This is a genomic window from Microbacterium sp. (assembly GCF_031179285.1).
Taxonomy (GTDB): domain Bacteria; phylum Actinomycetota; class Actinomycetes; order Actinomycetales; family Microbacteriaceae; genus Microbacterium.
In genome coordinates this window covers 83881-108839 of sequence record NZ_JAPSHY010000011.1, presented here as the reverse complement: position 1 = coordinate 108839, position 24959 = coordinate 83881, and the positions used below count along the sequence as shown (strand labels likewise).

General features: G+C 69.2%; 23 protein-coding genes, 1 pseudogene and 1 riboswitch. Of the genes and pseudogenes, 19 read left to right on the top strand and 5 right to left on the bottom strand.

The window, feature by feature from the left end; translation table 11 throughout:
• Nucleotides 1-239 (bottom strand): annotated as a pseudogene (locus tag RIN18_RS09320) (glutamyl-tRNA reductase); the annotation flags it as partial.
• 79 nt (nt 240-318) lie between these two features.
• Here RIN18_RS09320 and hemE point away from each other — a divergent pair.
• On the top strand, nt 319-1341 hold the full coding sequence (hemE, locus tag RIN18_RS09315; protein ID WP_309103690.1) for a uroporphyrinogen decarboxylase: 1023 nt from the start codon (nt 319-321) through the stop codon (nt 1339-1341).
• Nucleotides 1342-1344: 3 nt separating this feature from the next.
• On the opposite strand, the gene RIN18_RS09310 is transcribed toward hemE, so the two are convergent.
• On the bottom strand, nt 1345-2259 hold the full coding sequence (locus tag RIN18_RS09310; RefSeq protein ID WP_309103689.1) for an NAD(P)H-binding protein: 915 nt from the start codon (nt 2257-2259) through the stop codon (nt 1345-1347).
• A 66-nt stretch (nt 2260-2325) separates the two neighbouring features.
• Here RIN18_RS09310 and RIN18_RS09305 point away from each other — a divergent pair, with 66 nt between their 5' ends.
• From RIN18_RS09305 to RIN18_RS09255, 11 genes are all read left to right on the top strand, one after another.
• Nucleotides 2326-2664: a metalloregulator ArsR/SmtB family transcription factor gene (locus RIN18_RS09305; RefSeq protein ID WP_309103688.1), complete on the top strand. Its 339-nt coding sequence runs from the start codon at nt 2326-2328 to the stop codon at nt 2662-2664.
• 25 nt (nt 2665-2689) lie between these two features.
• Nucleotides 2690-4231 (top strand): FAD-dependent oxidoreductase, encoded by a 1542-nt coding sequence (locus RIN18_RS09300; RefSeq protein ID WP_309103687.1) that lies wholly within the window; start codon nt 2690-2692, stop codon nt 4229-4231.
• 126 nt (nt 4232-4357) lie between these two features.
• Nucleotides 4358-4804: a hypothetical protein gene (locus RIN18_RS09295; protein ID WP_309103686.1), complete on the top strand. Its 447-nt coding sequence runs from the start codon at nt 4358-4360 to the stop codon at nt 4802-4804.
• Nucleotide 4805: 1 nt separating this feature from the next.
• Nucleotides 4806-5213, top strand: coding sequence for a phage holin family protein (locus RIN18_RS09290; RefSeq protein ID WP_309103685.1), 408 nt, complete (start codon nt 4806-4808; stop codon nt 5211-5213).
• Nucleotides 5200-5472: a hypothetical protein gene (locus RIN18_RS09285; RefSeq protein WP_309103684.1), complete on the top strand. Its 273-nt coding sequence runs from the start codon at nt 5200-5202 to the stop codon at nt 5470-5472. The genes RIN18_RS09290 and RIN18_RS09285 overlap by 14 nt, the downstream gene beginning before the upstream one ends.
• 89 nt (nt 5473-5561) lie before the next feature.
• Complete coding sequence (gene hemQ / locus RIN18_RS09280) at nt 5562-6239, top strand: hydrogen peroxide-dependent heme synthase (protein ID WP_309103683.1); 678 nt, start codon at nt 5562-5564, stop codon at nt 6237-6239.
• Between the two features lie 5 nt (nt 6240-6244).
• Nucleotides 6245-7255, top strand: coding sequence for a hydroxymethylbilane synthase (gene hemC, locus RIN18_RS09275; protein ID WP_309103682.1), 1011 nt, complete (start codon nt 6245-6247; stop codon nt 7253-7255).
• Complete coding sequence (locus RIN18_RS09270) at nt 7252-8049, top strand: uroporphyrinogen-III synthase (protein WP_309103681.1); 798 nt, start codon at nt 7252-7254, stop codon at nt 8047-8049. The genes hemC and RIN18_RS09270 overlap by 4 nt, the downstream gene beginning before the upstream one ends.
• Nucleotides 8050-8069: 20 nt before the next feature.
• Nucleotides 8070-9026: a porphobilinogen synthase gene (gene hemB / locus RIN18_RS09265; protein ID WP_309103692.1), complete on the top strand. Its 957-nt coding sequence runs from the start codon at nt 8070-8072 to the stop codon at nt 9024-9026.
• A 64-nt stretch (nt 9027-9090) separates the two neighbouring features.
• A complete protein-coding gene (locus RIN18_RS09260; protein WP_309103680.1) occupies nt 9091-10410 on the top strand; it encodes a glutamate-1-semialdehyde 2,1-aminomutase in 1320 nt (439 codons plus the stop codon).
• 142 nt (nt 10411-10552) lie between these two features.
• On the top strand, nt 10553-11002 hold the full coding sequence (locus RIN18_RS09255) for a hypothetical protein (protein ID WP_309103679.1): 450 nt from the start codon (nt 10553-10555) through the stop codon (nt 11000-11002).
• A 73-nt stretch (nt 11003-11075) separates the two neighbouring features.
• On the opposite strand, the gene RIN18_RS09250 is transcribed toward RIN18_RS09255, so the two are convergent.
• Nucleotides 11076-13292: an ATP-binding cassette domain-containing protein gene (locus tag RIN18_RS09250; protein WP_309103678.1), complete on the bottom strand. Its 2217-nt coding sequence runs from the start codon at nt 13290-13292 to the stop codon at nt 11076-11078.
• A 124-nt stretch (nt 13293-13416) separates the two neighbouring features.
• Here RIN18_RS09250 and RIN18_RS09245 point away from each other — a divergent pair, with 124 nt between their 5' ends.
• Nucleotides 13417-14478, top strand: a complete 1062-nt coding sequence (locus RIN18_RS09245; protein WP_309103677.1) for an enoyl-CoA hydratase/isomerase family protein — start codon at nt 13417-13419, stop codon at nt 14476-14478.
• A 31-nt stretch (nt 14479-14509) separates the two neighbouring features.
• Here RIN18_RS09245 and RIN18_RS09240 read toward each other — a convergent pair whose 3' ends face one another.
• On the bottom strand, nt 14510-15217 hold the full coding sequence (locus tag RIN18_RS09240; protein ID WP_309103676.1) for an SGNH/GDSL hydrolase family protein: 708 nt from the start codon (nt 15215-15217) through the stop codon (nt 14510-14512).
• Nucleotides 15218-15312: 95 nt separating this feature from the next.
• Here RIN18_RS09240 and RIN18_RS09235 point away from each other — a divergent pair, with 95 nt between their 5' ends.
• The 3 genes from RIN18_RS09235 to RIN18_RS09225 all read left to right on the top strand — a co-directional run bounded on the left by RIN18_RS09235 (nt 15313) and on the right by RIN18_RS09225 (nt 20055).
• A complete protein-coding gene (locus RIN18_RS09235) occupies nt 15313-15885 on the top strand; it encodes a TetR/AcrR family transcriptional regulator (protein WP_309103675.1) in 573 nt (190 codons plus the stop codon).
• A gap of 229 nt (nt 15886-16114) precedes the next feature.
• Nucleotides 16115-17842, top strand: coding sequence for an ABC transporter ATP-binding protein (locus RIN18_RS09230; RefSeq protein ID WP_309103674.1), 1728 nt, complete (start codon nt 16115-16117; stop codon nt 17840-17842).
• Nucleotides 17839-20055 carry an ABC transporter ATP-binding protein gene (locus RIN18_RS09225; RefSeq protein WP_309103673.1) on the top strand — a complete coding sequence of 739 codons (2217 nt, stop codon included), beginning with the start codon at nt 17839-17841 and terminating at the stop codon, nt 20053-20055. Before RIN18_RS09230 ends, RIN18_RS09225 begins: the two co-directional genes overlap by 4 nt.
• A gap of 56 nt (nt 20056-20111) precedes the next feature.
• On the opposite strand, the gene RIN18_RS09220 is transcribed toward RIN18_RS09225, so the two are convergent.
• Nucleotides 20112-21674 (bottom strand): D-alanyl-D-alanine carboxypeptidase, encoded by a 1563-nt coding sequence (locus RIN18_RS09220; protein ID WP_309103672.1) that lies wholly within the window; start codon nt 21672-21674, stop codon nt 20112-20114.
• 138 nt (nt 21675-21812) lie between these two features.
• Nucleotides 21813-21924: riboswitch (TPP riboswitch) on the top strand.
• Here RIN18_RS09220 and RIN18_RS09215 point away from each other — a divergent pair.
• The 3 genes from RIN18_RS09215 to RIN18_RS09205 all read left to right on the top strand — a co-directional run bounded on the left by RIN18_RS09215 (nt 21915) and on the right by RIN18_RS09205 (nt 24864).
• Complete coding sequence (locus tag RIN18_RS09215; protein ID WP_309103671.1) at nt 21915-22562, top strand: ECF transporter S component; 648 nt, start codon at nt 21915-21917, stop codon at nt 22560-22562. Its footprint overlaps the riboswitch before it by 10 nt.
• 2 nt (nt 22563-22564) lie before the next feature.
• Nucleotides 22565-24058, top strand: a complete 1494-nt coding sequence (locus RIN18_RS09210; RefSeq protein WP_309103670.1) for an ABC transporter ATP-binding protein — start codon at nt 22565-22567, stop codon at nt 24056-24058.
• Nucleotides 24055-24864, top strand: a complete 810-nt coding sequence (locus RIN18_RS09205) for an energy-coupling factor transporter transmembrane component T (protein ID WP_309103669.1) — start codon at nt 24055-24057, stop codon at nt 24862-24864. Before RIN18_RS09210 ends, RIN18_RS09205 begins: the two co-directional genes overlap by 4 nt.
• The last annotated feature ends 95 nt before the right edge of the window (nt 24865-24959 follow it).

Below are 24959 nucleotides of genomic sequence, written 5' to 3'. Positions count from 1 at the left end.
CCGGTGGCGGCCTCGACGGCCTCGAGCACGGCCTCGACGCCGATGGCGCCCGCGGCGGTGACCGGCTCGTCCATCTCGAGGTACGCCTCGAAACGGTTGCAGGTCGCCAAGACGACCGCACCCTGGACGCAGGACGCCATGCTCACCAGGGTCGGAGCGACGTCGTCGGGGGTGCGGCTCAGGCGTTCGAGCAGATCGAAGGGGGCGGTCTTGTGACTCGCCGTCACGCAGAGCAGCACATCTCGATTGTACCGGAGCCGCCGGTGTGGTCGGTCGGAGCGCAGCGGGCGCATAGCACCGGGGTGGAAAGATGGACCCATGCCCCTCTCCGACGCTCCGCTGCTGCTCGCCCTCGCCGGCGACCGCCCCTCCCGCACCCCGGTCTGGTTCATGCGCCAGGCGGGTCGCTCGCTTCCCGAGTACCGCGAGCTGCGAGTGGGTACGCGGATGCTGGATGCCTGCCTGACGCCCGACCTCGCCGCCGAGATCACGCTGCAGCCGGTGCGTCGTCACGGCGTGGACGCGGCCGTGTTCTTCAGTGACATCGTCATCCCGCTGCGTCTGGCCGGTGTCGAGGTGGAGATCGAACCGGGCCGCGGTCCGGTCTTCGCGAATCCGGTGCGCACCGCGGCAGACGTCGACAGGATCACCGCCATCGACCCGGAAGGGCTTGACGCGACGGCGATCGCGGAGGCCGTGCGTCTGGTGACGGCCGAGCTCGGCGACACCCCGCTGATCGGCTTCGCCGGCGCTCCGTTCACCCTCGCCGCCTACCTGGTCGAGGGCGGCCCCTCGAAGGAGCACATGCGCGCCAGGGCGATGATGCATGCCGACCCCGATTCCTGGAACCGCCTGGCGGGGTGGCTCGCGCGGATCTCGCGCCGCTTCCTCGAGGCTCAGCGCGATGCCGGCGCCTCCGTCGTTCAGCTCTTCGACTCGTGGGCAGGGTCCCTCAGCCCCGCCGACTATCGCGCGTTCGTCGCCCCGCACTCCCGCGCCGCGCTCGAAGGCATCGGCATCCCGACGATCCACTTCGGCGTCGGCACCGGTCCGTTCCTGTCGGATATGCGCCTGGGCGGCATCGCCGACGGCGTCGGTGTCGACTGGCGCCAGACGCTCGACGAGGCAGCGGCGATCCTCGGCCCTGATGTGACGCTGCAGGGCAACATCGACCCGGCGCTGCTGGCGGCGCCGTGGCCGGTGCTGGAGGCACATGTGCAGGACGTGCTCGCTCGCGGCCGCGCCGCCCGCGCGCACATCGTCAACCTCGGCCACGGCGTGCCGCCGGAGACCGACCCCGACCAGCTCACCCGCATCGTCGAGCTGGTGCACGCAGGCTGAGGGTCAGGAGCGCGCCGACCTCCTGCCGCGCAACCACCGCACGAGCCGCAGATCGTCGAGTCCGAAGCCGCCCGCCGGAAGAGCTGCGCGGATGCGCTCGTCGCTGAACGACCGTGAAGGCCGGATGTCTGCGGGAGGCTCCGGGGCGTATGGTGCCGGCTCGCTCACGCCCTCGGCCAGCATCCTCGCCTGCGCCTTGGCCACGAGGGGCACCACCATCGTCCACTCGGTCAACTGGGCGAGAACTCGAATGGTCCACGTGGGCACCGGGATGAACGCGGGCCGTCGTCCGGCGACGCGCGCGATGCGCCGGATCGCTTCGCCGAGAGTCACCTCATCGGCGCCCATCACAGCGACCGTCGGATCCGGGATCCGGCCCTCGAGGGCGGCGATCAGCACGTCGACGGCATCATCGACGGGTACCGGTCGCGCTGTGCGCTCGCGGTACCCCACTGTTGCGAACACCGGGAGCGTGCGCACCGCCTTGGTGACGTGGTCGACCATGTGGTCGCCAGGTCCGTAGATCATGCCGGACTTCAGGATCGTATGCTCGATCCCGGAATGACGCACGAGCTCCTCGGCGGCCCATTTCGACTCGTGGTACCCGGATCCGCAGTCGGGGCGGGCGCGAAGAAAGCTCACCATGACGATCCGTGTCACACCGGCTCGGCGGGCGGCCTCGACGACCGCGCGCGTGCCTTCGACATGCACGCGCTGGAACGTCTGATCGCCGATCTCGCGGTTGATGCCAGCGCAGTGCGCGACGGCATCGCACCCCTCGAATGCGACCGTGAGCGCGTCGACGTCGGTGATGGACACTCCCGTACTGCGCGAGACAGGCACCGCTCGACCGGGGCCCAGGCGTTCGGCGAGGTGCCTCCCGACGAACCCGGTGCCGCCCGTGATGGCGATTCTCATGTTCCGCTCCTTCGCTTCTTAGCGCTGCAGCTAAACACTATCTAGCAAGAATGCTATATTGCAACCATGGCAGACAGTGCAACCGACGTCTTCACCGCGCTGGCTCACCCGACCAGACGGCAGATCCTGCAGGATCTGAAAGACGGCGAACTCGCGGCCGGAGAGATCGCCTCGCGATTCCAGGCGACGGGGCCCACAATCTCCCGGCACCTGAGCGTGCTGCGGCACGCCGGGCTCGTCACCGAGCGACGCGACGCCAACCGCATTCTGTATTCCCTGGTGGGGGACCGCCTCGCGCTGTCGGTGGGGGACTTCCTCTCCACGGTCTGCCCCGAGCAGATCATCCTCCGCGAAGTCCGCAAACGCGGTTCTGCTCGGGAGGACGCCCCGTCGGTCGAGGCCTGACCTCGCCGGTGGAAGAATCGACGGTATGACCGCAGAGCACGCCGAACTCGCCGCTCGTGCGGCCGCCACCCACGTCGTCGTCATCGGCGGAGGGATCGGCGGGCTCATCGCGGCACGGGAGTGCGCGAAGGTCGGCATGCAGGTCACCCTCCTCGAAGGATCGGACGCGCTGGGGGGATCCATCAGAGCAGCCGAGCTCGATGGCGTGAGAGTGGATGCCGGCGCGGAGAGTTTCGCGACGAGGGGAGGGCACGTGCGCGCACTCCTCGACGAGCTCGGACTCTCGGACCGCGTCGAGGCACCCGCCGCCGGTGGCGCCTGGCTTGCCGGCATCCCCGGGGTGGGGGCGGCCCCCCTTCCTGTCGGCGGCATCCTCGGAATCCCCGCCAACCCGTTTCAGGAAGACGTTCGCCGCGTCATCGGGTGGTCCGGTGCATGGCGCGCCTACCTCGACCGCGTCCGCCCGCCTCTCACCATCGGCCACCAGCACAGCCTCGGCCGCCTTGTCGCATCGCGGATGGGAAGGAAGGTGCGAGACCGCCTCGTCGCACCGGTGACCACAGGCGTCTACTCGGCATCGCCCGAAGACGTCGACGTCGACATCGCCGCTCCCGGTCTCAACGCCGCCCTCACGCGGGTCGGATCTCTGACCGGGGCGGTGCAGGCGCTGCGTGACGAAAGCGCGGCCCGTGCGTCGCAGAATCCCGGCACTGCCGCGAAGGCTCCGGGTGCGGCCGTCGAGGGCATCGTCGGCGGCATGACCGTGCTCGTCGACGCGCTCGAGGCCGACCTGGTCCGTCTCGGGGCGGTGGTGCGCACGCGCACGCGCGCGCTTTCCGTGTCGGACACCGGTGGATCATGGCGGCTTGAGACGGAGACGGCACGGGATGCCGTGCCCGGCGCGGACCCGGAGGCGAACGACCCGGCGCCCCCTGACGCCACGCCGCCGGTCGATGAGCTGGTCGCCGACGCTCTCATCGTCGCGACGGACGAGGCCGCGGCGCGGCGGCTGCTCGACGCGGCGGTTCCGAAGCTTCGGGAATCGGCGGCCGAAGCGGACGCTCCCGAGATCGAGATCGTCACGCTGTTGCTCGACGCCCGCGTACTCGACACCGCACCGCGTGGCACCGGAGTCCTCACCGTGCCCGGGTCCCACACCGCCAAGGCGCTCACGCATTCCACGGCGAAGTGGCGGTGGCTGCGTGAAGCCGCGGGAGACCGTCACCTGGTGCGGGTCTCCTTCGGCGCGCAGGGCGAAGCTCCCGCCACCGCCGCACTCGATGACGAAGCCGCAGCGCAACTGGCGCTGGCGGAGGCATCCGCTCTGCTCGGGGTGCCTCTTCCGGGTTCGGCTCTGCTCGCGTCGCACCGCTCCCGCTACGTGCAGTCGCAGCCCGCGTCGATCATCGGAGCGGGCGAGCGGAGGACCTCGGCGCGCGCCGCGGTGCAGGCGGTCGCCGGGCTCGCCGCCGTCGGGGCGTGGCTGTCCGGGACGGGCCTCGCGCAGGTCATTCCTGACGCCAGAGACGAGGCCGACCGGCTGCGGCGGACGCTGATCTGGGAGTAGTCTTCGCGCGCCTGTCAACCCCTCGGGGTAATCAATGCCGATTTCGGCATACAGGGCTACGCTGGGTACCTGGCCGACGGGTTCTTCGCCCGCGGCTCGACCGGAACAATACGTGAGGAGATCCCCATGAAGGGAAAGATCGGGCTCATCGTCGGACTCGGCGCAGGCTACGTCCTCGGCACCCGTGCCGGACGCGAGCGCTTCGAGCAGATCAGGTCGCAGTGGCTCAAGGTCTGGGAGCGCGACGAAGTGCAGGACCAGGTCGACAAGGTCAAGGACTTCGCGAAGTCGCAGGCCGGCGCCGTTCCCGGCGCGCTCTGGAACGGCGCGGTCAAGGTCGTGCAGTCGGTGAGTGGCTCCGGCACTCCCGGCCAGAAGGTCGACTCGGCCCTCGCCAGCGGCAAGAAGGCGGCAGCTGACGTCGGCGACGCCGTCGAGGACATCGCCGACGAGGGCAAGAAGAAGTCCGACGCGAAGAACTCCTCGTCGAACACGTCATCGGGTTCCTCGTCGACCTCCGCGACCCAGAACAACTCCTCGACAGGCTCAGGGTCCGCGAAGAGCGGCAGCTGAGATGCAGTGGGGAAAACGCGACAGGGCTGACGACAGTCTCCTGACGCTGCTCGGCGATCTGCCTGAGCTCGTCACCAACCTCGTCAAGGCGGAGGTCGATGCCGCGAAGAAGTGGGTATCGCGCACCGCGAAGGATGCCGGCATCGGCTCCGTCTGGTTCCTGATCGCCCTGTTCTTCCTGTTCTGGGCGGTCCCCGTGATCCTCGTCTTCGCGATCGCGGGCCTGTCGTCATGGTGGCCGGTGTGGCTCTCCGCACTCGCGGTGCTCGGCATCCTCCTCCTCGCGGTGCTCCTGTTCGCGGTGTTCGGCATCCTGAAATTCCGCAAGGTGCTCGCTCGGCGGAACCCGGCGCAGGCCGTGGCAGAAGACATCCGACTCGTGAAGGACGCTGGCGATGACCGACTCTGACAACCTCCCCCGCACTGTCGTCCCTGCCGGAATCGTCGACCCTGTCGCTTCGGCGCGTGCCGAGCTCAAGGCAGCTCTGGCAGCCATCGAGGTCAAGGGCAACCTGCCTCGGCGCATCGAGCAGGCGTCTCAGCGTGGCGCAGCGAAGGCACGTCGGTTCGCCGACCGGAACCCGGCGGGCGCCATCGCCGCAGCCACGGGCATCGCCGCCCTCATCGGCGCGGCCGTCTGGGCGATCGCCCGGGCCGTGGCGCGCTGACCGACGCGATTCCGGCCTCGCGGCAGCCCGCTGCGCGCCGGCCACGGCAGTCGTTCGCCGGCCTCTCGTAAAGAAGGCAGACTGGAAGCATGTCCGAAGAGCGTCAAGAGAACCCGTCCGGCTTCGCACTCTGGGCCGTGTGGCGACGCCACCCGGACACCCCGGTCACCGAGACTGACGCGACCGAGCTCGAGACGATCGTCTCCCACATCGAGGATTCGGGCGTCACCGTCCGCGGCTTCTACGACGTTTCCGGGCTGAAGGCCGACGCCGACCTGATGGTCTGGCTGCACGGCGATACCGCCGAGGAGCTCCAGCAGGCGCTTCGCCGTCTGCGCCGCACGGAACTGCTGCGGTCCCTGCTGCCGGTGTGGAACGTCATGGGCGTGCACCGCGATGCGGAGTTCAACAGGGCGCACGTTCCCGGGTTCCTCCGCGGAGTCGAGCCGAAGCAGTGGCTCTGCCTCTATCCGTTCGTGCGCACGCCCGAGTGGTACCTCGCTCCGGAGGAGGACCGCCGGAAGATGCTCGCCGACCACGGTCGCAAGGGCGCCGCCTTCACCGGCGTCATCGCCAACACCGTCGCGGCGTTCGCCCTCGGCGACTATGAATGGCTCCTCCCGCTGGAGGCCGATGACGTCACCGAGCTCGTCGATCTGATGCGCGACCTGCGCTACACCGATGCCCGGCTCTTCGTGAAGGAAGAGGTGCCGTTCTACACCGGCCGCCGCCTTCGCTTCGACGAGATCGCGGACGTGCTCCAGTAGACGTGATGGACACCTTCACAGGAGAGCGACCCATCCGCCTCGGTACGCGTCGCAGCGCGCTCGCGCAGGCGCAGTCCGGCCACGTCGCCGCGGCACTCGAGAAGGTCGCGGGCCACCCGGTCGAACTCGTCCCGATCGTCTCTGAGGGCGACACGAATCGTGCCTCGCTCTCCGAGATCGGCGGGCAGGGAATCTTCGCGACCCGATTGCGCGAAGCCCTCGTCGCCGGCGAATGCGACATCCTCGTGCACTCTCTCAAGGACCTGCCGACGGCGATACCGGACGGACTGATGATCGCGGCGACGCCTGTCAGGGAGGATGCCCGTGACGTGGTGCTCACCCGTGACGGCACGCCGCTGCACGATCTGCGGCGCGGCAGCACCGTGGGCACCGGATCACCACGGCGCATCGCCCAGGTGAACCGCAGAGCCCCGCACGCCGCTGTCGTCGACATCCGCGGGAATGTCGACTCACGCCTCGCCAGGGTCGCGGACGGCGAACTGGATGCCGTCATCCTCGCGGCCGCCGGGCTGTCGCGCCTCGGGTCGGACACGACTCTGCGGCGGGAAGAGCTCGGTCTCGCCGAATGGCCGACCGCGCCCGGCCAGGGCTCGCTCGCCGTGGAGACCACGACGAACGCTCCGTCCGAGCTGCTGGCCGCGCTCGCCGCGCTTGATGACGAGCAGACCCGGCTGGCGATCACCGTCGAGCGCGCGATCCTCGAAGGGCTGGATGCCGGATGCGAGGCTCCGATGGCCGCGCATGCCGTGGTCGACGGCGCTTCCGTCCGCGTCAGGACGGTGGTGTATTCACCGGATGGAGGGCGCAGGATCGGGCTCGACGTCACGGACGACCTGAACGGGGAGTATATTCGTCGGAACGGCAGTGGCAATGGAGCGGATGCTGCCGATGGTGCAGACCCGATGCAGGCAGCTCGCCTGTTCGGGTTGACTGTTGCCCGTCGGCTGCTCGAACAAGGGGCGGCCGGCCTCGTCTCCCGAGAGCCTTCTTCATGACCACACCCGATTCGAAGCAAGATCGACCGCTGGACGGCTGGCGCGTACTCGTGCCCCGCGGCGGGCCGTGGGGCGACGGCGTCGCCGCCAGTCTTCGAGCCCAGGGTGCGACTCCGGTCGTTGCACCGCTGATCAACTTCGCGCCGACGACGGATCAGGCCGCCCTCGATCACGCGCTCGAGCAGCTCGCCGCCGGAGCGTTCGACTGGCTCACGATCACCAGCGCGACCACGGTCGACGTGCTCTTCGCGCACCGCGCGGTGGTGCCGAAGACGACCCGTGTCGCCGCAGTGGGGGAGACGACGGCCGCGGCCCTCCAGGCCGTCGGCTACGAGGTCGACCTGATGCCCGAGAAGGACAACTCGGCCGAGGGGATGGCAGAGCAGCTCATCGCCCTCGAGGCAGAGCCCCGCCGGATCCTGACGCTTCGCAGCGAGATCGCGAAGCCGGTGCTGACGGAGTCGCTGATCGCCGCCGGCCACGACGTCCAGAGCGTCGTCGCCTACCGGACCGTCGGGGTCCCTGTCACCGAGCGCATCAAGCGCGATGTCGAGAACGGTCGCATCAACGCCATCCTCATCACCAGCGGATCGGTCGCCGAACAGGTGCGGGAGCAGTTCCCCGACATCCCGGACACGACACTGCTCGCGGCGATCGGCCCGCGCACCGCGAGCGACGCCCGCAAGGCGGGGCTGCCCATCTCGGTCGTCGCCGACCGGCAGACCGTGGATGCACTCATCGACGCGGTCTCACAGTTCACCCTTCCGCACGCAGCCGACGAGTTCGCGCCGTGAGCGGATTCCCCGACGTGCGGATGCGCCGCCTTCGCCAGTCGCCGGCGGTTCGCGGCATGGTCCGCGAGACGACGATTCTTCCCCAGCAGCTCGTGCTGCCGCTGTTCGTGCGCGAAGGGCTGACCGAACCGCTTCCGATCAGCTCGATGCCGGGCGTCGTCCAGCACTCACTGGACTCGCTGCCCAGTGCGGTGGCGGAGGCGGCGGAGGCCGGCGTCGGAGGCGTGATGCTCTTCGGCGTGCCGGCCGTTCGCGATGCCACCGGCTCGGGAGCGGATGACCCCGCCGGCATCCTGAACATCGCCACCTCGGTGGTCGCGGCCGAGGCCGGCGACGCACTGGTCGTGCAGACCGACCTGTGCCTGGACGAGTTCACCGACCACGGCCACTGCGGAGTCCTCGGTGCTGACGGCTCGGTCGACAACGACGCCACGCTGGAGCGATACGTGTCGATGGCGCTCGCGCAGGCGCGCGCCGGTTCGCACCTGCTCGGGCTCTCCGGGATGATGGACGGCCAGGTGGCGGCGGTCCGGGCAGCGCTCGACGCCGAGGGCTTCACGCAGACCCTGCTGCTGGCGTACGCCGCGAAGTACGCCAGCGCCTTCTACGGACCCTTCCGCGAGGCAGTCGATTCGCAGCTCACGGGTGACCGCCGAACGTACCAGCTCGACCCCGGCAACCGGCGTGAGGGCATCCGTGAGGCCGTCGTCGACGAGGCGGAAGGCGCCGACATCGTGATGGTGAAGCCGGCGATGGCGTTCCTGGACGTGCTGCGTGAGGTGCGCGACACCGTCAGCGTCCCGGTGTGGGCGTACCAGGTGTCCGGCGAGTACGCGATGGTGGAGGCGGCTGCGGCGAACGGCTGGATCGACCGCCGTGCGGCGGTGCAGGAGTCGCTGCTGTCGATCCGGCGCGCGGGTGCCGACGCGGTGCTGACGTACTGGGCGACCGAGGCCGCGCGCTGGCTTCGCGATTGACCACCGCGCGGTCAGCAGCCGCGCTGGAGATCATCGCGCCGAAGGCACTGATGGAGGAGCATCCATGAACGACCGCAACGACGACCTGTTCTCCGCCGCGCGCGCGGTGATCCCGGGCGGAGTCAACTCGCCGGTGCGCGCATACGGCTCGGTCGGCGGGACGCCACGGTTCCTCGCGTCGGCGAAGGGGGCGACGGTGACGGATGCCGCCGGCACCGAGTACGTCGATCTCGTCGCTTCGTGGGGTCCGGCGCTTCTCGGCCATGCGCACCCCGAGATCGTCGCTGCCGTGCAGGAAGCAGCGGCACGCGGGCTCTCCTTCGGAGCGCCGACCGAGGGCGAGGTGGAACTCGCGGAGGTGATCGCCGCACGGGTACGGGTCGGCGATGCTCGGCCTGTCGAGCGCGTTCGCTTAGTGTCGACAGGCACCGAGGCCACGATGACGGCGATCCGGTTGGCGCGCGGCGCCACGGGTCGGGACCTGCTGGTGAAGTTCGCCGGCCACTATCACGGCCACTCCGACGGGCTGCTGGCCCAGGCCGGCTCGGGGATCGCGACGCTCGCGCTGCCCGGCTCTGCCGGAGTGCCCGCTGCGATCGCGGCGCAGACGCTCGTCATCGGCTACAACGACCCGGCAGCGCTCGAGGCGGTGTTCGCCGAGCGCGGTGACCGCATCGCAGCCGTCATCGTCGAGGCCGCCGCCGCGAACATGGGTGTCGTCGCTCCGCTTCCCGGTTTCAACAAAGTCATCGCCGAGACCGCGCATGCGCACGGTGCCCTGATGATCCTCGACGAGGTGCTCACGGGGTTCCGCGTGCATCCGGCGGGGTACTGGGGTCTGCAGGCTGAGGGTGGCGAGCAGTACATGCCCGACATCATCACCTTCGGCAAGGTCGTCGGCGGGGGGATGCCGCTTGCCGCGCTCGGCGGACGCGCTGATGTCATGGATCTGCTCGCGCCCGTCGGACCGGTCTATCAGGCCGGCACGCTGTCGGGGAACCCACTGTCGGTCGCGGCAGGACTCGCGACGCTGCGCCTCGCGACGGGAGAGGTGTACGCCAGGGTCGACGCTGCGGCCGCGCGGGTGGCTTCCGCGGTGACGCGGGCGCTCGCCGACGAAGGGGTGACCCACGCCGTCGCCGCGGCCGGCAGCCTGTTCAACCCGTCGTTCCGCGCGAGCGCACCGCGAGACTACGCCGAGGCTCAGGCCCAGGATTCGTTCCGCTACGCTCCGTTCTTCCATTCGATGCGTGAGCAGGGCGTGGCTCTTCCGCCCAGTGTCTTCGAGGCCTGGTTCCTCACTGCCGCGCACGGCGAGGAGGAGCTGCAGCGCATCGAGGCGGCGCTCCCCGCTGCCGCTGCCGCTGCCTCGACTGCGACCTGATCCGGTAGCCCGAGCGGTCCCGCACCGCGGGAGTGACCGGGAGGACGACGTGGCCGATGAATCTCACACCCGAAGTGGGATCGTTGCCTTCCTGTGAACAAGTTCCGGACAACTGTCGGGGCCGCGCTGGCAGACTGGTGTCATGGTGACGCTGCTGCTGGACCGGTCGCAACTGGAGATCGTCCTCTCGCCGATCGAGCGTGCGGTCGCGTTCCACAGACAGAATCTCCGTATCGCGCGCGACACCATCGCCAAGGTTCAGCTCACCGACGACGCGTGGACCTGGCTGCGCGGAGTTCCGAACCCCGGCACGCACATCCCGGGCGTGCTCGCGGCCGGCAGCTGGAAGACGGCCGGCCCGGCCGATTTCGTGCTGATCCGCCGGCGCCGTCCGAGTGTCGTGATCGACCTCGAGGGCCATCCGGACTACGGCCGACTCATCCTCACCACACGCCATGGGCTGTCCCTCACGCAGGCGCTGCGCCTCGACGTGTCGGCAGAACCGGCTGACGTCGAAGAGATCGTCGCCACCTCACCGACTCCCGTCACCAAGGGAAGCCGTCGGCCGGTGATCCGCCCGCGGCCGGCCTGACGGCGACCTGAGACGAAGACGCCCTCCGGCACCGGAACAGTGCGGGAGGGCGTCGTCACGTCGAGGACGGCAGTCAGCCGTGGTGGTGCTCGCCGTCGTGGTGGTGGTGCTCCCCACCGTCGTGGTGCTCTCCACCGTCGTGGTGCTGATGCTCGCCGTCGTGGTGCTGGTGCTCTCCACCGTCGTGGTGGTGTTCCCCACCGTCGTGGTGCGGCTCGCCCTGGTGGTGCTGGTGCTCCCCGCCATCGTGGTGCTCGCCACCGTCGTGGTGGGCCTCGCCCTCGTGGTGGTGGTGCTCCCCACCGTCGTGGTTGAGCTCGTCGGTCGCTGCACCCGTCTCGGGCGCTGCAGACGCGACCGGAACCGTGTCGATGACTCCGGTGCTCGCCACCGCCCAGTGCGCACCAGACGAGGCGTGATCGGCATCCCGGCCGGCGGAGTCGTCGCCGACCGCACCTCCGTTGAGCGGGTATTCCTTGGGTTCTTCGTCGAAATACGCGCGAGCCGCGGCTGCGAGCATCGACGAGACGCCGGCCGAGCGCGGGTCTTCTTCGGACGCGACGACATCCGTGCTGCTCGGCGTTCCGCCCTCGGGGGAGTCGGCCTCACCCGCGGCCGCGCCGACCTCACTGGGATCGCCGGCCTGCTCCGGCCCCTCGCCCTCACCGAGCTCGGCGAAGATCTCGATGCCGGAGGACTCTGCGTCGGACTCGGCATCGGAAGGCTCGGCGTCGGAAGGCTCGGCGTCGGAAGGCTCGGCGTCGACGACGGGCGAGAATGCCGCCGTCGCCGCTGTCGCGGCCGCCGGAGACGCGCCGAACAGGATGTCATCGAACGACGGGGCCGCGGCGCCGGGCGCCTCTTCGTCGTCGTCAAGCGCCTCAGCCTCGGCCGGTGCGTCGCCCTCGGCGAGTCCGAACTCGGCTTCGGCATCGGCATCGGCATCGACATCGGCGGTATTCGCCGACACGTCGCCATCGCTCGGACCGACGACATCATCGTGAGCACCTTGGGCATCGGCGAAGCCTGCGTCCGCAGCTTCCGCCTCGGCACCGGCATGCGGCTCAGCGAAGGCATCCGCCTCGCCACCGGCATCCGCCTCAGCCGCGGCATCCGCCTCGGCGCCGGCGTCCGCCTCGCCCGCGGCATCCGCCTCAGCGACGGCGTCCGCATGCGCCGCGTCGGCTGCAGCGGCCTCCGCGAGCAACGCTGCCGCGCTCGCGGCAGCGACACCGGCCGCAGCCACCGGGTCGGCGATGCCGGTGGTCGCGACAGCAGGAGCAGCGGCGACCGCCGCCGCACCGGGAGTCGCGTCGGTCTCGGACTGAGAGTCCTGAGGCGCAGCAGACCGCGCGGGCGTGAGCTGGGAGGCTGCCACCTGCGCCCGGGCTTCGAGTTTTCCGCCCCGCACGAGTTCGATGAAGACGTCTTCCAGGGTCGGACCGCGCTGCACGAGCGTGCTCAGGGCGATTCCGGCGGCGGCGGCGACCGCGCCCACCGTGGGAGCCGCCCCGCCGCGCACCGTGAGGCCCGAACGCAGCACTTCCACCTCGAAGCCGGCGGCAGACAGAGCGGCCGTGAGAGCGGCGCGATCATCGGCGTCCACGACGACGGAACCGGCGGCCGGATCGGCGAGCTCCTCGATGCCGCTGGAAAGCACCAGCTGCCCCTTCGACAGCACCAAGACCCGATCGGCGACCTGCTCGACCTCGCTCAGGACGTGCGATGAGACCAGCACCGTGCGGCCCTCGTCGGCCAGGCGGCGCATGAGCAGGCGCATCCAGCGGATGCCCTCCGGGTCGAGCCCGTTCGCCGGCTCGTCGAACACGAGGGCACCGGGATCGCCCAGCAGCGCCGTCGCGACGCTGAGACGCTGCCTCATGCCCAGCGAGTACCCGCCGATGCGGGTGTCGCCTTCGCCGTCGAGACCGACCAGGGTGAGCACCTCATCGATGCGGGAGAGCGGGATGCCGTTCGCTTTCGCGGCGATCGTGAGTTGACGGTTCGCGGTGCGACGGGGGCGATACGGCGTCTCCTCGAGCACAGCACCGATGGTCCGCAGCGGCTGGCGGAGTTCGGCGTATGCGGTACCGCCGATCGTCGCGGTGCCGGATGTGGGCCGTACCTGGCCGAGCAGCATGCGCAGAGTCGTCGTCTTGCCCGCGCCGTTCGGCCCGAGGAAGGCGGTGACCACGCCGGGCTCGATGCGAGCGGAGAAGTCGGAAACTGCGGTCACTTCGCTGAAGCGCTTCGTCACGTGCGTGAACTCGAGCACCTGTCCTTCGGGCATCCGCGACCTCTCCTTGCAAGCGGGCAGTTCCTCCCTATCCTGCCGGAAAAGCCCCAGGATCGTGCATTTCGCGGTCCGCGCGCTCCCGATCGGAGCCCGGGATGATCGGGGTAGCCTGGCACCCGTGACCGATCCGACCGCCGCTGCCCGTGTCCTCGCTCGTACCGAAGGAGCCCTCGGACGCCTCACGCTCAACCGCCCGGAGGCGATCAACGCGCTCGATCTCGGAATGATCGAGATGCTCACCCGCGCACTCGACGCCTGGCGAGACGACTCCGACGTCCAGATCGTCGTCATCGATGGGGCGGGGGAGCGCGGCATGTGCGCCGGTGGCGATGTGCGCACGCTCCACGCGCAGATCGTGGCGGGGCACCCGGAGCGCACCGCGGAGTTCTTCCGCGCCGAATACGCCCTCAATGCGATGATCGCGGAGTACCCGAAACCGGTGGTCGCCCTCGCCGACGGCATCACGATGGGCGGCGGCATCGGGCTCGCCGGGCACGCCGCCATCCGCATCGTCACGGAGCGTTCGAAGCTCGCCATGCCCGAGACCCGCATCGGTTTCACGCCCGATGTCGGCGGCACCTGGCTGCTCGGGCGAGCCCCCGGCCGGTTGGGGGAGTATTTCGGCCTCACCGGCAGCACGATGAATGCAGCGGATGCCGTCTACCTGGGCTTCGCCGATCATGTCGTACCGTCGGATCGACTCGACGCGCTCCGTGAGGCGCTGGCGTTCCGCGCCGATCCGACCGGACCGAGCGAGATCGTGCTGCTGTTCGACGAGACTCCGGAGCCGTCGACGCTGCCGGCCGGGCGCGAATGGATCGATGACGCCTTCTCGGCCCCGAGCGTGGGCGAGATCGTCGAGCGGCTGAGGGCACGGGAGGAAACGGATGCCTCGAGCACTGCCGACCTGCTCGAGGAGCTCTCGCCGACAGGGCTCGCAGTCACCCTCGACGCGGTCCGCGAGGCGCGGGAGATGTCGGGATTGCGCGCAGCACTCGAAGGCGAGTACCGCCGGGTGCTCTGGTTCGCCGAGAAGCACCCCGATCTCGCGGAGGGGATCCGCGCGCAGCTGATCGACAAAGACCGGGCCCCCCGCTGGCAGCCGGCCACGATCACGGAGCTCGACGCCGATGCGGGGGCGGGGGCACGCTCCTACGTACCCGCGCAGCCGTTGTTCTGACGGCAGCGGAGATGCGGCACGGCCCGGCGCGTCACACCAGCGCGGGCACGACGTCCGCGACGGCATCCGCCCAGCGCTCGTAGCCGTGAGCGCCGGGGTGGAAGCCGTCCGTAGCGAAGAACGACGCATCAACGAGGCCGGCATCGGTCTCGGCGAAACGAGCACCCGGCGTCGCGTCGCAGATCTGCCGGGAGACCTCATCGAGTTCGGCACCGCGAGCGGCGAGGTATCGGCCCAGCGTCCGCGGCAGCGTCGGGAACGTGGCGAAGGGAGGCGTTCCGGCGACGACCACATGTCGACTCCGCTCGCGCAAGTCCTCGACGATCGCGGTCAGATCGTCGCGCCACTCTTCGTCGCTGCGGCGCGAGAGTACGTCGTTGGCACCCGCGAGGACGACCACCAGGTCGAACGCGCCGTCGAGCCGGGGGAGGAGGCGATGGCGGATGCGGCTGGCCGTCGCGCCGTGACGGCCCACCACCTGCCAACGCACCGGCGCGGCCGCTGTCGCCGACAGTGACCGGGCGAGTGCCCCCGCGAAACCCTCGCGGTGCGCGGCGACACCGCATCCGGCCGCCGTCGATTCGCCCAGAATGCCGATCTCAAGGGCGCGGGAGGCGAGACCGCTCCCTTCGATGCCGGTCATCGGCCCCGCCGCCGCCGGAAGCAGCTCGATGCGACGCCGGACCCACATTCCCTGCGCGAGGGCGACTGCGCGCAGCACCGGGCTCGTAGGACTCACGTCGATCTCCCTCATTGAAGATACGGAAGCGGATGCTTCGATGAATACGGTAGCGTATGCTTGATGGAAGCGGAAGTCCGGGCGAAGGAGGCACGATGCCGGCAGTGCTGAGAACTCCGAGATCGCAGTGGGTGTCCGCCGCTGCGGAGGCGCTCGCCGCGGGTGGCGTCGAAGCCGTCCGCGTCGAATCCCTCTCGGCGAGCATCGGTGTGACCAAGGGGAGCTTCTATGCGCATTTCCGCACTCGCGAGCAGCTGCTGACCGAAGTGCTCGACGACTGGGAGCGGCGGAGCACGGATGACGTCCTGGCGCAGGTCGGATCGCCCGACGCTGATGTCGTCGACAGGATCAACGACGCCGGCGCCCTCACCTTCTCGCAGGAGCTCGTGCCCCTCGACCTCGCCGTCCGCGGCTGGGCGCGACGCGACGCGGAGGTCAGAGCGCGTCTGCGTCGTGTCGACAACGCCAGGATGGAGTTCCTCCGCGAGCAGTTCGGCTCGTTCGTGAGCGACCCCGACGAGGTCGAGGCTCGTAGCATCCTCGCCTTCACGCTGGCGATCGGATCGCATTTCCTCGCCGCAGACCTCAACGGCCGAGGCAAGCAGGACGCCCTCGCGAACGCCGGTCGCCGCGTGCTGTTCCGCCGGGAGCACCCTTTGTCTGACTGACATCGGTCGTCGGCCCCTCAGGACGACCACGCGCCGAAAAGCGCCGGAGTTCTTCACCCGAGTGCAGAAACCGCAGGCCGAGGCGGGAAAAGTTCGCTGTCAGCGAAGGTTCATAAATCGTCGGTACGAATGTCGGCGCTTCGTGGCACCCTGTGATGTGGCTGATTGCCGCCTGGCAACCATTCACCGGGAAATCCGCCCTTCCACCCCCCCTCAAGGAAGTCCGCCTGTGCTGGGAAAAATCCTCGTCCGTTATCTCTCTCGCTACCGATGGCTGCTGGTCGGCGTGCTGGTCTTCCAGCTCGCCAGCGTTGCCGCCGCCCTCTACCTCCCCCGGCTGAACGCCGACATCATCGACAAGGGCGTCGCCCAGGGCGACACCGGCTACATCTGGAACACCGGTCTGTTCATGCTCGCCGTGTCGCTCGGGCAGATCGCAGCATCCGTCATCGCGACCTACTTCGCCGCCAGAGCCGCGATGGGTGCGGGCCGCGACATCCGCGGCGACGTGTTCAGCAAGGTGAGCGGCTTCTCCGAGCGCGAGGTGTCGCAGTTCGGTGCAGGCTCGCTGATCACCCGCAACACGAACGACGTGCAGCAGGTGCAGATGCTCGCCATGATGGGCGCCACCATGCTCGTCACCGCACCGCTGCTGGCCATCGGCGGCATCATTTTCGCCGTGCAGACGAACGTCGGGCTGAGCTGGCTCATCGCCGTCTCGGTGCCGGCGCTGCTCATCCTCGCCGCGCTCGTCATCGGTCGCATGGTGCCGCTGTTCCGCAGCTACCAGGGCAAGCTCGACGCGGTGAACCGCATCATGCGCGAGCAGCTCACCGGCGTGCGCGTGGTGCGGGCGTTCGTGCGTGAGCGCATCGAAGAAGAGCGGTTCCGTGGCGCCAACACCGACATCATGATCGTGGGCCGCAAGGTCGGCTCGCTGTTCGTGCTGCTGTTCCCGTTGTTCATGCTGATCCTCAACGTCACCGTCGTCTCGGTGATCTGGTTCGGCGGCATCGAGGTCAACAACGGCACGGTGCAGGTCGGCACCCTGTTCGCGTTCATGCAGTACATCGGCCAGATCATGGGCGGCGTCATCATGGCCAGCTTCATGGCGATGATGATCCCGCGCGCCGCGGTCTCGGCCGAGCGCATCGGCGAGGTGCTCGACTCGCAGTCCACGATGATCCGCCCCGAGAACGGCGTCACCTCGTTCCCGACGCCGGGAGCCGTGGCGCTCGATGACGTCGAGTTCACCTACCCGGGTGCTGACGCTCCGGTGCTCACGGGAATCAGCTTCGCCGCGCAGCCGGGCGAGACGGTCGCGATCGTCGGCTCCACAGGTTCCGGCAAGACGACGCTCGTCTCGCTCATCCCGCGCCTGTTCGACGTCTCCGGCGGTTCGGTCCGCGTCGGCGGCGTCGACGTCCGCGACGCCGACGTCGAGGCGCTCTGGGACAGCATCGGCCTCGTGCCGCAGCGTCCGTTCCTCTTCACCGGCACGGTGGCGTCGAACCTTCGCTACGGTCGCGAGGAGGCCACCGACGAAGAGCTCTGGCACGCCCTCGAGATCGCGCAGGGGCGCGACTTCGTCGAGGAGATGCCCAACGGCCTCGAGTCGCGCATCGCGCAGGGCGGCACGAACGTGTCGGGCGGGCAACGCCAGCGGCTGGCGATCGCCCGCGCGATCGTGCATCAGCCGCAGGTCCTTGTCTTCGACGACTCGTTCTCTGCCCTCGACCTCACGACGGACGCCAGATTGAGGCAGGCGCTGTGGCGCGAGCTACCGAACGTGACGAAGATCGTCGTGGCGCAGCGCGTCTCCTCGATCACGGATGCCGATCGCATCGTCGTCCTCGACGGCGGGACGATGGTCGGCGTCGGCACCCATGAGGAGCTGCTCGAGACGAATGAGACCTACCGAGAGATCGTCGAATCGCAGCTGGGGGTGGACGCATGAGCGCCAACGAGAAGAACCCTTCGGATGACACGAAGACCCGCTCGCGTCGAAGCCGGAAGCCGGTGGAGACCGTCGAGCCGGAGCTGACCGAGGAAGAGAAGTACGAGGCCGAGCTCGCCGAGCAGGCCCGCCAGAACTCCGGCGACTGGGACAGCGTCGCGCCGGGCAAGGCCGACAATTTCGGTGCGAGCTTCTCGCGCATGATCGGGCTGCTGAAGCCGTCGGCGGCGTGGTTCATCTTCGTGTCGGTGCTCGGTGCGCTCGGTGTCGTCCTCACGGTCGCGGCTCCCAAGGTGCTCGCCGAGGCGACGAACATCGTCTACCGCGGATTCATCTCCGTCCAGCTCGGACAGCCCAACGGTGACTTCCCCGGTTTCCCTGCCGGCACGCCGCAGGACGTCGTGGTCGAAGCGCTCGACGATGCCGGTCAGGCCGACTTCGCCAACCAGGTCGGGGCGCTCGGAGACTTCCGGGTCGGTGACGGCGTCGACTTCGACGCACTCCGGTGGATCATCGCCGCCGTGCTCGCGATCTACGTCGCGGCCGCCTTCCTGACGTGGATCCAGGGATACGTCATCAACGTCATCATGGTGCGCACGATGTGGCGCCTGCGTGAGTCGGTCGAGGCGAAGATCAACCGCCTGCCCCTGTCGTACTTCGACAAGGTGCAGCGCGGCGAGCTGATCTCACGCGTCACCAACGACATCGACAACATCACCCAGACGATGCAGCAGTCCCTCTCGGGAGCACTCACCGCAGTGCTCACCGTGATCGGCGTGCTGTTCATGATGTTCTCGATCTCGTGGCAGCTCGCGCTCGTGGCTCTGGTCACGCTGCCCCTCATGGGTGTGATCTTCGGCATCATCGGCCCGCGTTCGCAGAAGGCGTTCGGCACCCAGTGGCGCAAGGTGGGCCGACTGAACGCCCGCGTCGAAGAGGCGTTCTCCGGTCACGCGCTGGTGAAGGTGTTCGGGCGCGAGCAGGATGCGCTGGAGAGGTTCCAGGTCGAGAACGAGGAACTGTTCCAGGCGAGCTTCAAGGCGCAGTTCCTCTCCGGCATCATCATGCCGGCGATGATGTTCGTCGGAAGTCTCAGCTATGTCGGCATCGCGGTGCTCGGCGGCCTCATGGTCGCGAGCGGTCAGCTGCGTCTGGGCGACGTGCAGGCGTTCATCCAGTACTCGCAGCAGTTCACGCAACCGCTGTCGGAGCTCGGTGGAATGGCTGCTGTCGTCCAGTCCGGCACCGCATCGGCAGAGCGTGTCTTCCAGTTGCTGGACGAGGACGAGCAGGAGGCGGATGACGACGGCTCTCCAGGACTTCCCGACGGCAAGGGCGTCATCGAGTTCGAGAACGTCACGTTCTCGTACACGCCGGAGCGACCGCTCATCCAGGACCTGTCCTTCCGCGTCGAGCCGGGGCAGACCGTCGCCATCGTCGGTCCGACCGGGGCGGGCAAGACCACGCTGGTCAACCTGATCATGCGCTTCTACGAGCTCAGCGGCGGCCGGATCCTGCTCGACGGTCAGGACATCGCCGAGATCACCCGGGATGAGCTGCGCTCCCGCACCGGCATGGTGCTTCAGGACCCGTGGCTCTTCGCCGGCAGCATCCGCGAGAACATCCGGTACGGTCGCTCCACGGCGTCGGATGACGAAGTCCTCGAGGCCGCGAAGGCGACCTACGTCGACCGGTTCGTGCACGCCCTCCCCGAGGGCTACGACACGGTCCTCGACGAGGATGCGTCCAACGTTTCGGCCGGTGAACGTCAGCTCATCACGATCGCGCGCGCGTTCGTCGCACAGCCGTCGATCCTCATCCTCGATGAGGCGACGTCGGCCGTCGACACGCGTACCGAGCTGCTGCTGCAGCACGCGATGGCGGCGCTCCGCCAGGGGCGGACGTCCTTCGTCATCGCTCATCGTCTGTCGACCATCCGCGACGCTGACCTCATCCTGGTGATGGAGCACGGCGACATCGTGGAGAAGGGCACGCACGACGAGCTGATTGCGGCGCAGGGCGCTTACTGGCGCCTGTACCAGTCGCAGTTCGAGCAGGCGGCGACCGACATCGACGCCGAGGAGGCCCTCACCGCAGCCGTCCCCGTCGTCGTGACGGGCGACGCGGACGACGAGACCCAGGCCGATTCCGCGGAATCGGTCGATGCCTCGATCGCTGCTCACAAGGGTCCGGACGCGGCGCCCCGCGCCTGAGCGCCATCACGAAGACGCCCACCCCGCTCGCGCGGGGTGGGGCGTCTTCGTGTGTGTCAGTCTTCGTCTTCGCTGATTCCGAACAGCTCCAGCGGATGCGTGAGGCGCCACCAGGGGCTCGGCCCGTGCACGTCATCGGCGAGCGTGAGCTCCGTCTCGACGGTATTGAGCGGACCCACGGTCGTGAGCGTGCCGACGGTGTCGCCGGACTCTCGCCTGTCACCGAGGTCGAACACGGTCGTCGCCTCGGCGCTGCTGGAATTCCAGAGCACGACATCCGCATCGGCATCCGTCACGATCTCGACGCTGGTGCCCCAGACCGTCTCCACCTCGCCCACGACGGTCCCCGCAGGAACGACGGGCGGTTGCGCCTGAAGGGCGGCCTCGGTCTCGGCGAACAGCGAACGGGTGGCGGCGAGGCGCTCCTCATCGCCATCCTGGCCCAGCACGGCCGCATACAGATGGACGGTGGTGTCGCCGACGGTGACGTCTTTCGCTGTGAGCAGGTTCCAGAACTCCAGCGTGCCCGTCTTGATGCCGACCACCCCGGCATCCGCCATCATCCCGTTGGTGTTGTTCACGGTGCCGGCGCCGGGGAGGTCGACGGATGCCGTGCCGACGATCTCTGCGAAGACCGGATTCTGCATCGCGCGTTCGGCGAGCATCACCAAAGCCTCCGGGGTGGCCCGGTTGCGTTCGTCGAATCCCGAGGGAGTGGCGACCGTGATCCCCTCGAGGCCGCGATCACGCAACCAGATCTCCGCTGCGGCGGCGAATGCCCGCTCGGACCCCCAGATCTCCCTGACGAGGCGATCGATGTAGTTGTTCGCGGAACCCAGGAGCGTTCCCTGCAGCATCTGGTACTCGGTCAGCGTGCCACCGACCGGCACATCCAGAGATGACTGGTTCGCGCGGCGATATGCCCAATAGTCCTGGCTGTCCTGGCGCGTGAACGAGTACTCCGGTCCCTGCTCTCCGACGGCGAGCGGGAGCCGGTCGAGCACCATCAGCACCGAGACCACCTTGGTGATGCTGGCGATCCCGGCGGCCTCCGTCGTGGATGCGATGCTGCCGAATCCCTGGACGCCGATGGCCGCGCTACCGGAAGCCGGCCAGGTGACAACAGCGGCCGGTGCCGGGATCGTCTCGAAGGCGATCGCCTCGATGGTCGGCGCGACCTCGTGAAGGGGCCAGAGCAGTGTGGCACCGCTGTAGGCGCCGGCGAAGCCCACGAGGATGCCGAGCGGCACCAGCACTCCGGGGCGGGTGAAGCCACTGCGAAGCCGTGCCCCCTTCAGCAGGCTCGCCCCGTCTTCGTCGTCACGTCGTCCCTCGAACGTTGCGACTCCGGTGCGACTCGCGACGCCGGGCACGTCGATCCAGGTGAGCGCCGTGGCACCGATGGTCTCGTCGGCCCACCTGGCTTCCTCGCGCGTGTGAACCTCGCCCGGATCTCCCGATACGAGGCCTATCGTGCTCAGGTCATCGCGAACGCGCGGCCCGGTCGTGAGTGTCGGCGCCGTGGCTCCCGTGACAGCGGTCGCTGCGGAGGCGTCGTGCGATGCCGAAGCAGGCGCCGCATCCGCGCCCGCATCCGGGCTCGCGTCTCGAGGGGTCACCCCGCATACGCTACCGAATCCACCGAAGGATCGGCGTCGCCCGGCACTGTGCGATCCCGAGTGTCGCCCGCGTGCGTGGGCGATGCGGGCTCAGCCGCAGCGGTCCGCCCGCGCTCCGACCGGGATCGGTATGATCGTCAGTACAACCACGGGAGTCCGGCGAGCCGGGCTGAGAGGGAGCGAATCGCGCTTCGACCGTCGAACCTGATCTGGGTCATGCCAGCGCAGGGAGGAGTTCTGATGAATACAACCACGTCTGCATCCGCATCGATCGGCGACAGCACTGTCGCGCCGTCGCGCACCATGCGCTGGCGAGTCGTCGACATCGTCGTCGCCGCCGTGCTCGGCGTCGCGATCGGTCTCCTCTTCTGGGGCTGGAATGTCGTCGGCGGCGCCTGGTTCGCCGCGGCGGATGGCGTCACCCCCGGTTTCGGCGGGATCGCCGTCGGCATCTGGCTCATCGGCGGAGTCATCGGCGGGCTCGTAATCCGAAAGCCCGGCGCTGCCCTCGTCGTCGAGCTGGTCGCCGCGATCATCTCGATGCTGATCGGCAATGTCTGGGGCGTGTCGACCGTCCTCTCCGGTCTCGTGCAAGGGCTCGGCGCCGAGCTGATCTTCGCGATGTTCCTGTACCGTCGGTTCGGCGTCGTGGTCGCCGCGCTCGCCGGCATCGGCGCTGCCGTCGCGGCCTGGGTGTTCGAGCTCTTCTACGGGTCTTCGCCGAACATCCTGAAGTCGATGGAGTTCAACACGATCTACCTCATCGCGGTGGTCATCTCCGGCGCGATTCTCGCCGGCGTCGTCGGCTGGTTGCTCGTTCGTGCACTCGCCGCGACTGGGGCGCTGAGCCGGTTCGCCGCCGGCAGGGAAGCACGCCGGGAGGTCTGACCGTGCCCGCTCCTGTTCGCGTGACCGCGACCGGGTGGGGATGGCGCTATGCCGGGCGGCGGCTGCCCGCTGTCAGTGACCTGACGTTCACGATCGAGCCCGGCGAGCGTGTGCTTCTGCTCGGGGCGTCGGGCGCCGGGAAGTCGACGCTGTTGGCGGGCCTCGCCGGCGTCCTCGGTGACGCCGACGAGGGCGTGCGCACGGGGTCGCTGTTCGTCGACGGCGCCGCGCCCGAGTCCCAGCGTGGTCGGGTCGGGCTCGTCCTGCAGGATCCGGAGGCGGGCGTCGTGCTGTCGAAAGTCGGCGACGATGTCGCGTTCGGGTGCGAGAACCTCGGCGTGCCGGCCGCAGACATCCCCGCCCGGGTCTCCGACGCGCTCCGGGCGGTCGGGCTCGATGTTCCGCAGTCCCGGCCCACCAAAGCCCTCTCCGGGGGACAGAAGCAGCGGCTGGCACTGGCCGGCGTGCTGGCGATGCGTCCCGGTCTGCTGCTGCTCGACGAGCCGACCGCGAACCTCGACCCTGCCGGCGTGCAGGAGGTGCGAGACAGCGTCGAGCGTGTGCTGGATGCCACCGGGGCGACGCTCGTCGTCGTGGAGCATCGCACCGAGGTGTGGACGGACCTGCTCACCCGGGTGATCGTGCTCGCCGCGGGAGGCGGCGTGCTCGCCGACGGCACTCCGGACGAGGTGTTCGGCCGCCTCGGCGACGCCCTGGCGGAGGCCGGGGTGTGGGTGCCGCACCATCGGATCGACCTTCCCGCACTCGGGACCGTTGATGCGACCGCCGTGCCCGCGGCGCTGGCTGCCGACGGACTGTCGATCTCGCGCGATGGACGCACCCCCGTGCAGGACTCGCTCGAGGTGCGCATACCCCGCGGCGCGGCCACGCTCGTCACCGGACCGAATGGGGCGGGCAAGTCGACCCTCGCGCTGACGCTCGCAGGTCTCATTCCGGAGCTCCGCGGCGAGGTGGCCGCGGCCTCCGATCTCGTCGGCCGGTCGGGACGACGGCCCTACAGATGGAGTTCGAAGGAGCTGCTGACCCGCATCGGCACGGTGTTCCAGGAGCCGGAGCACCAGTTCCTCGCACGAACAGTGCGCGAAGAACTCGCGATCGGCCCGCGGGCGCTGCGGTGGTCGGAAGCGCGCATCGATGAGGTCGTCGACGCACTCCTGGAGCGTCTGCAGCTGACGTCGCTGGCGCTCGCGAATCCGTTCACGCTCAGCGGTGGCCAGAAGCGGCGACTGTCGGTGGCCACCGTGCTCGCGGCAGCCCCCGAGGTCATCGTGCTGGACGAGCCCACCTTCGGACAGGACCGTCGCGGCTGGATCGGGCTGGTGGGACTGCTGCAGGCCGAGATCGCAGCCGGCCGCACCGTGATCGCGGTCACGCACGATGAGGGAGTCGTCCGCCATCTCGGCGGTCAGCAGATCGTGCTCGAGGCGCCGCTCGCTGCGGGTGCGGCGTCGAACGGGAAGGCGGATCGACGGTGACCGGCGCGCTCGACACCACCGCAGGCGTGCGCGACTCCGCCGAACCGCCGCCCGCCTGGCTCGACGGGGTGAACCCGGTGACGAAGATCGTGCTCGCCGTGCTGCTCTCGGTCCCGCTCTTCGCGTCGATCGATCCGGTCAGCGCGGTCGTCGCCATCGCCCTGCAGCTGCTCTGCATCCCCCTCACTGGCCTGAGCCCGATCACGGTGGCCCGCCGCCTGTTGCCCCTGGTGTTCTTCGCGCCGATCGCGGGCCTGAGCATGCTGCTCTATGCCGAGCCTGAAGGCACCGTGCACTGGACGCTCGGTTTCGCCACCATCAGCGACGGCTCCATCGCGCTCGCGATCGCTGTCGGCATCCGCGTCATCGCGCTCGGGCTGCCCACAGTGATCCTGTTCGGCCGCACCGACCCAACCGAACTCGGCGATGCACTCGCTCAGGTCGCGCGCCTGCCGAGCCGCTTCGTCTTGGGCGTGCTTGCCGGCACGCGGATGCTGGGACTCTTCCTCGACGACTGGCGCACGATGGCGCTGGCTCGTCGTGCGCGTGGCGTCGGAGATCGTGGTGTCATCCGACGGTTCTTCTCCATGGCGTTCGTCCTGCTCGTGTTCGCGGTGCGGCGCGGCACGAAGCTGGCGATGGCGATGGAGGCACGCGGGTTCGGCTCCGGCATCCCACGCACCTGGGCGCGACCGTCACGGCTGCATGCGCGCGACGCGGTCGCGCTCGCCGCCGGCGTCGTGATCATGGCGGTCGCGATCGCCGCCGCCGTCGCAACGGGCGCATTCCGATTCGTCTGGACCTGATCGGGCCGCGGCTGCGATCCCTCGCAGGGACGGACGTTAACGCAACATTGCACCCCGCGAAAGCGGGCCCTGAGCATCTCCCTGCGCTCATAACG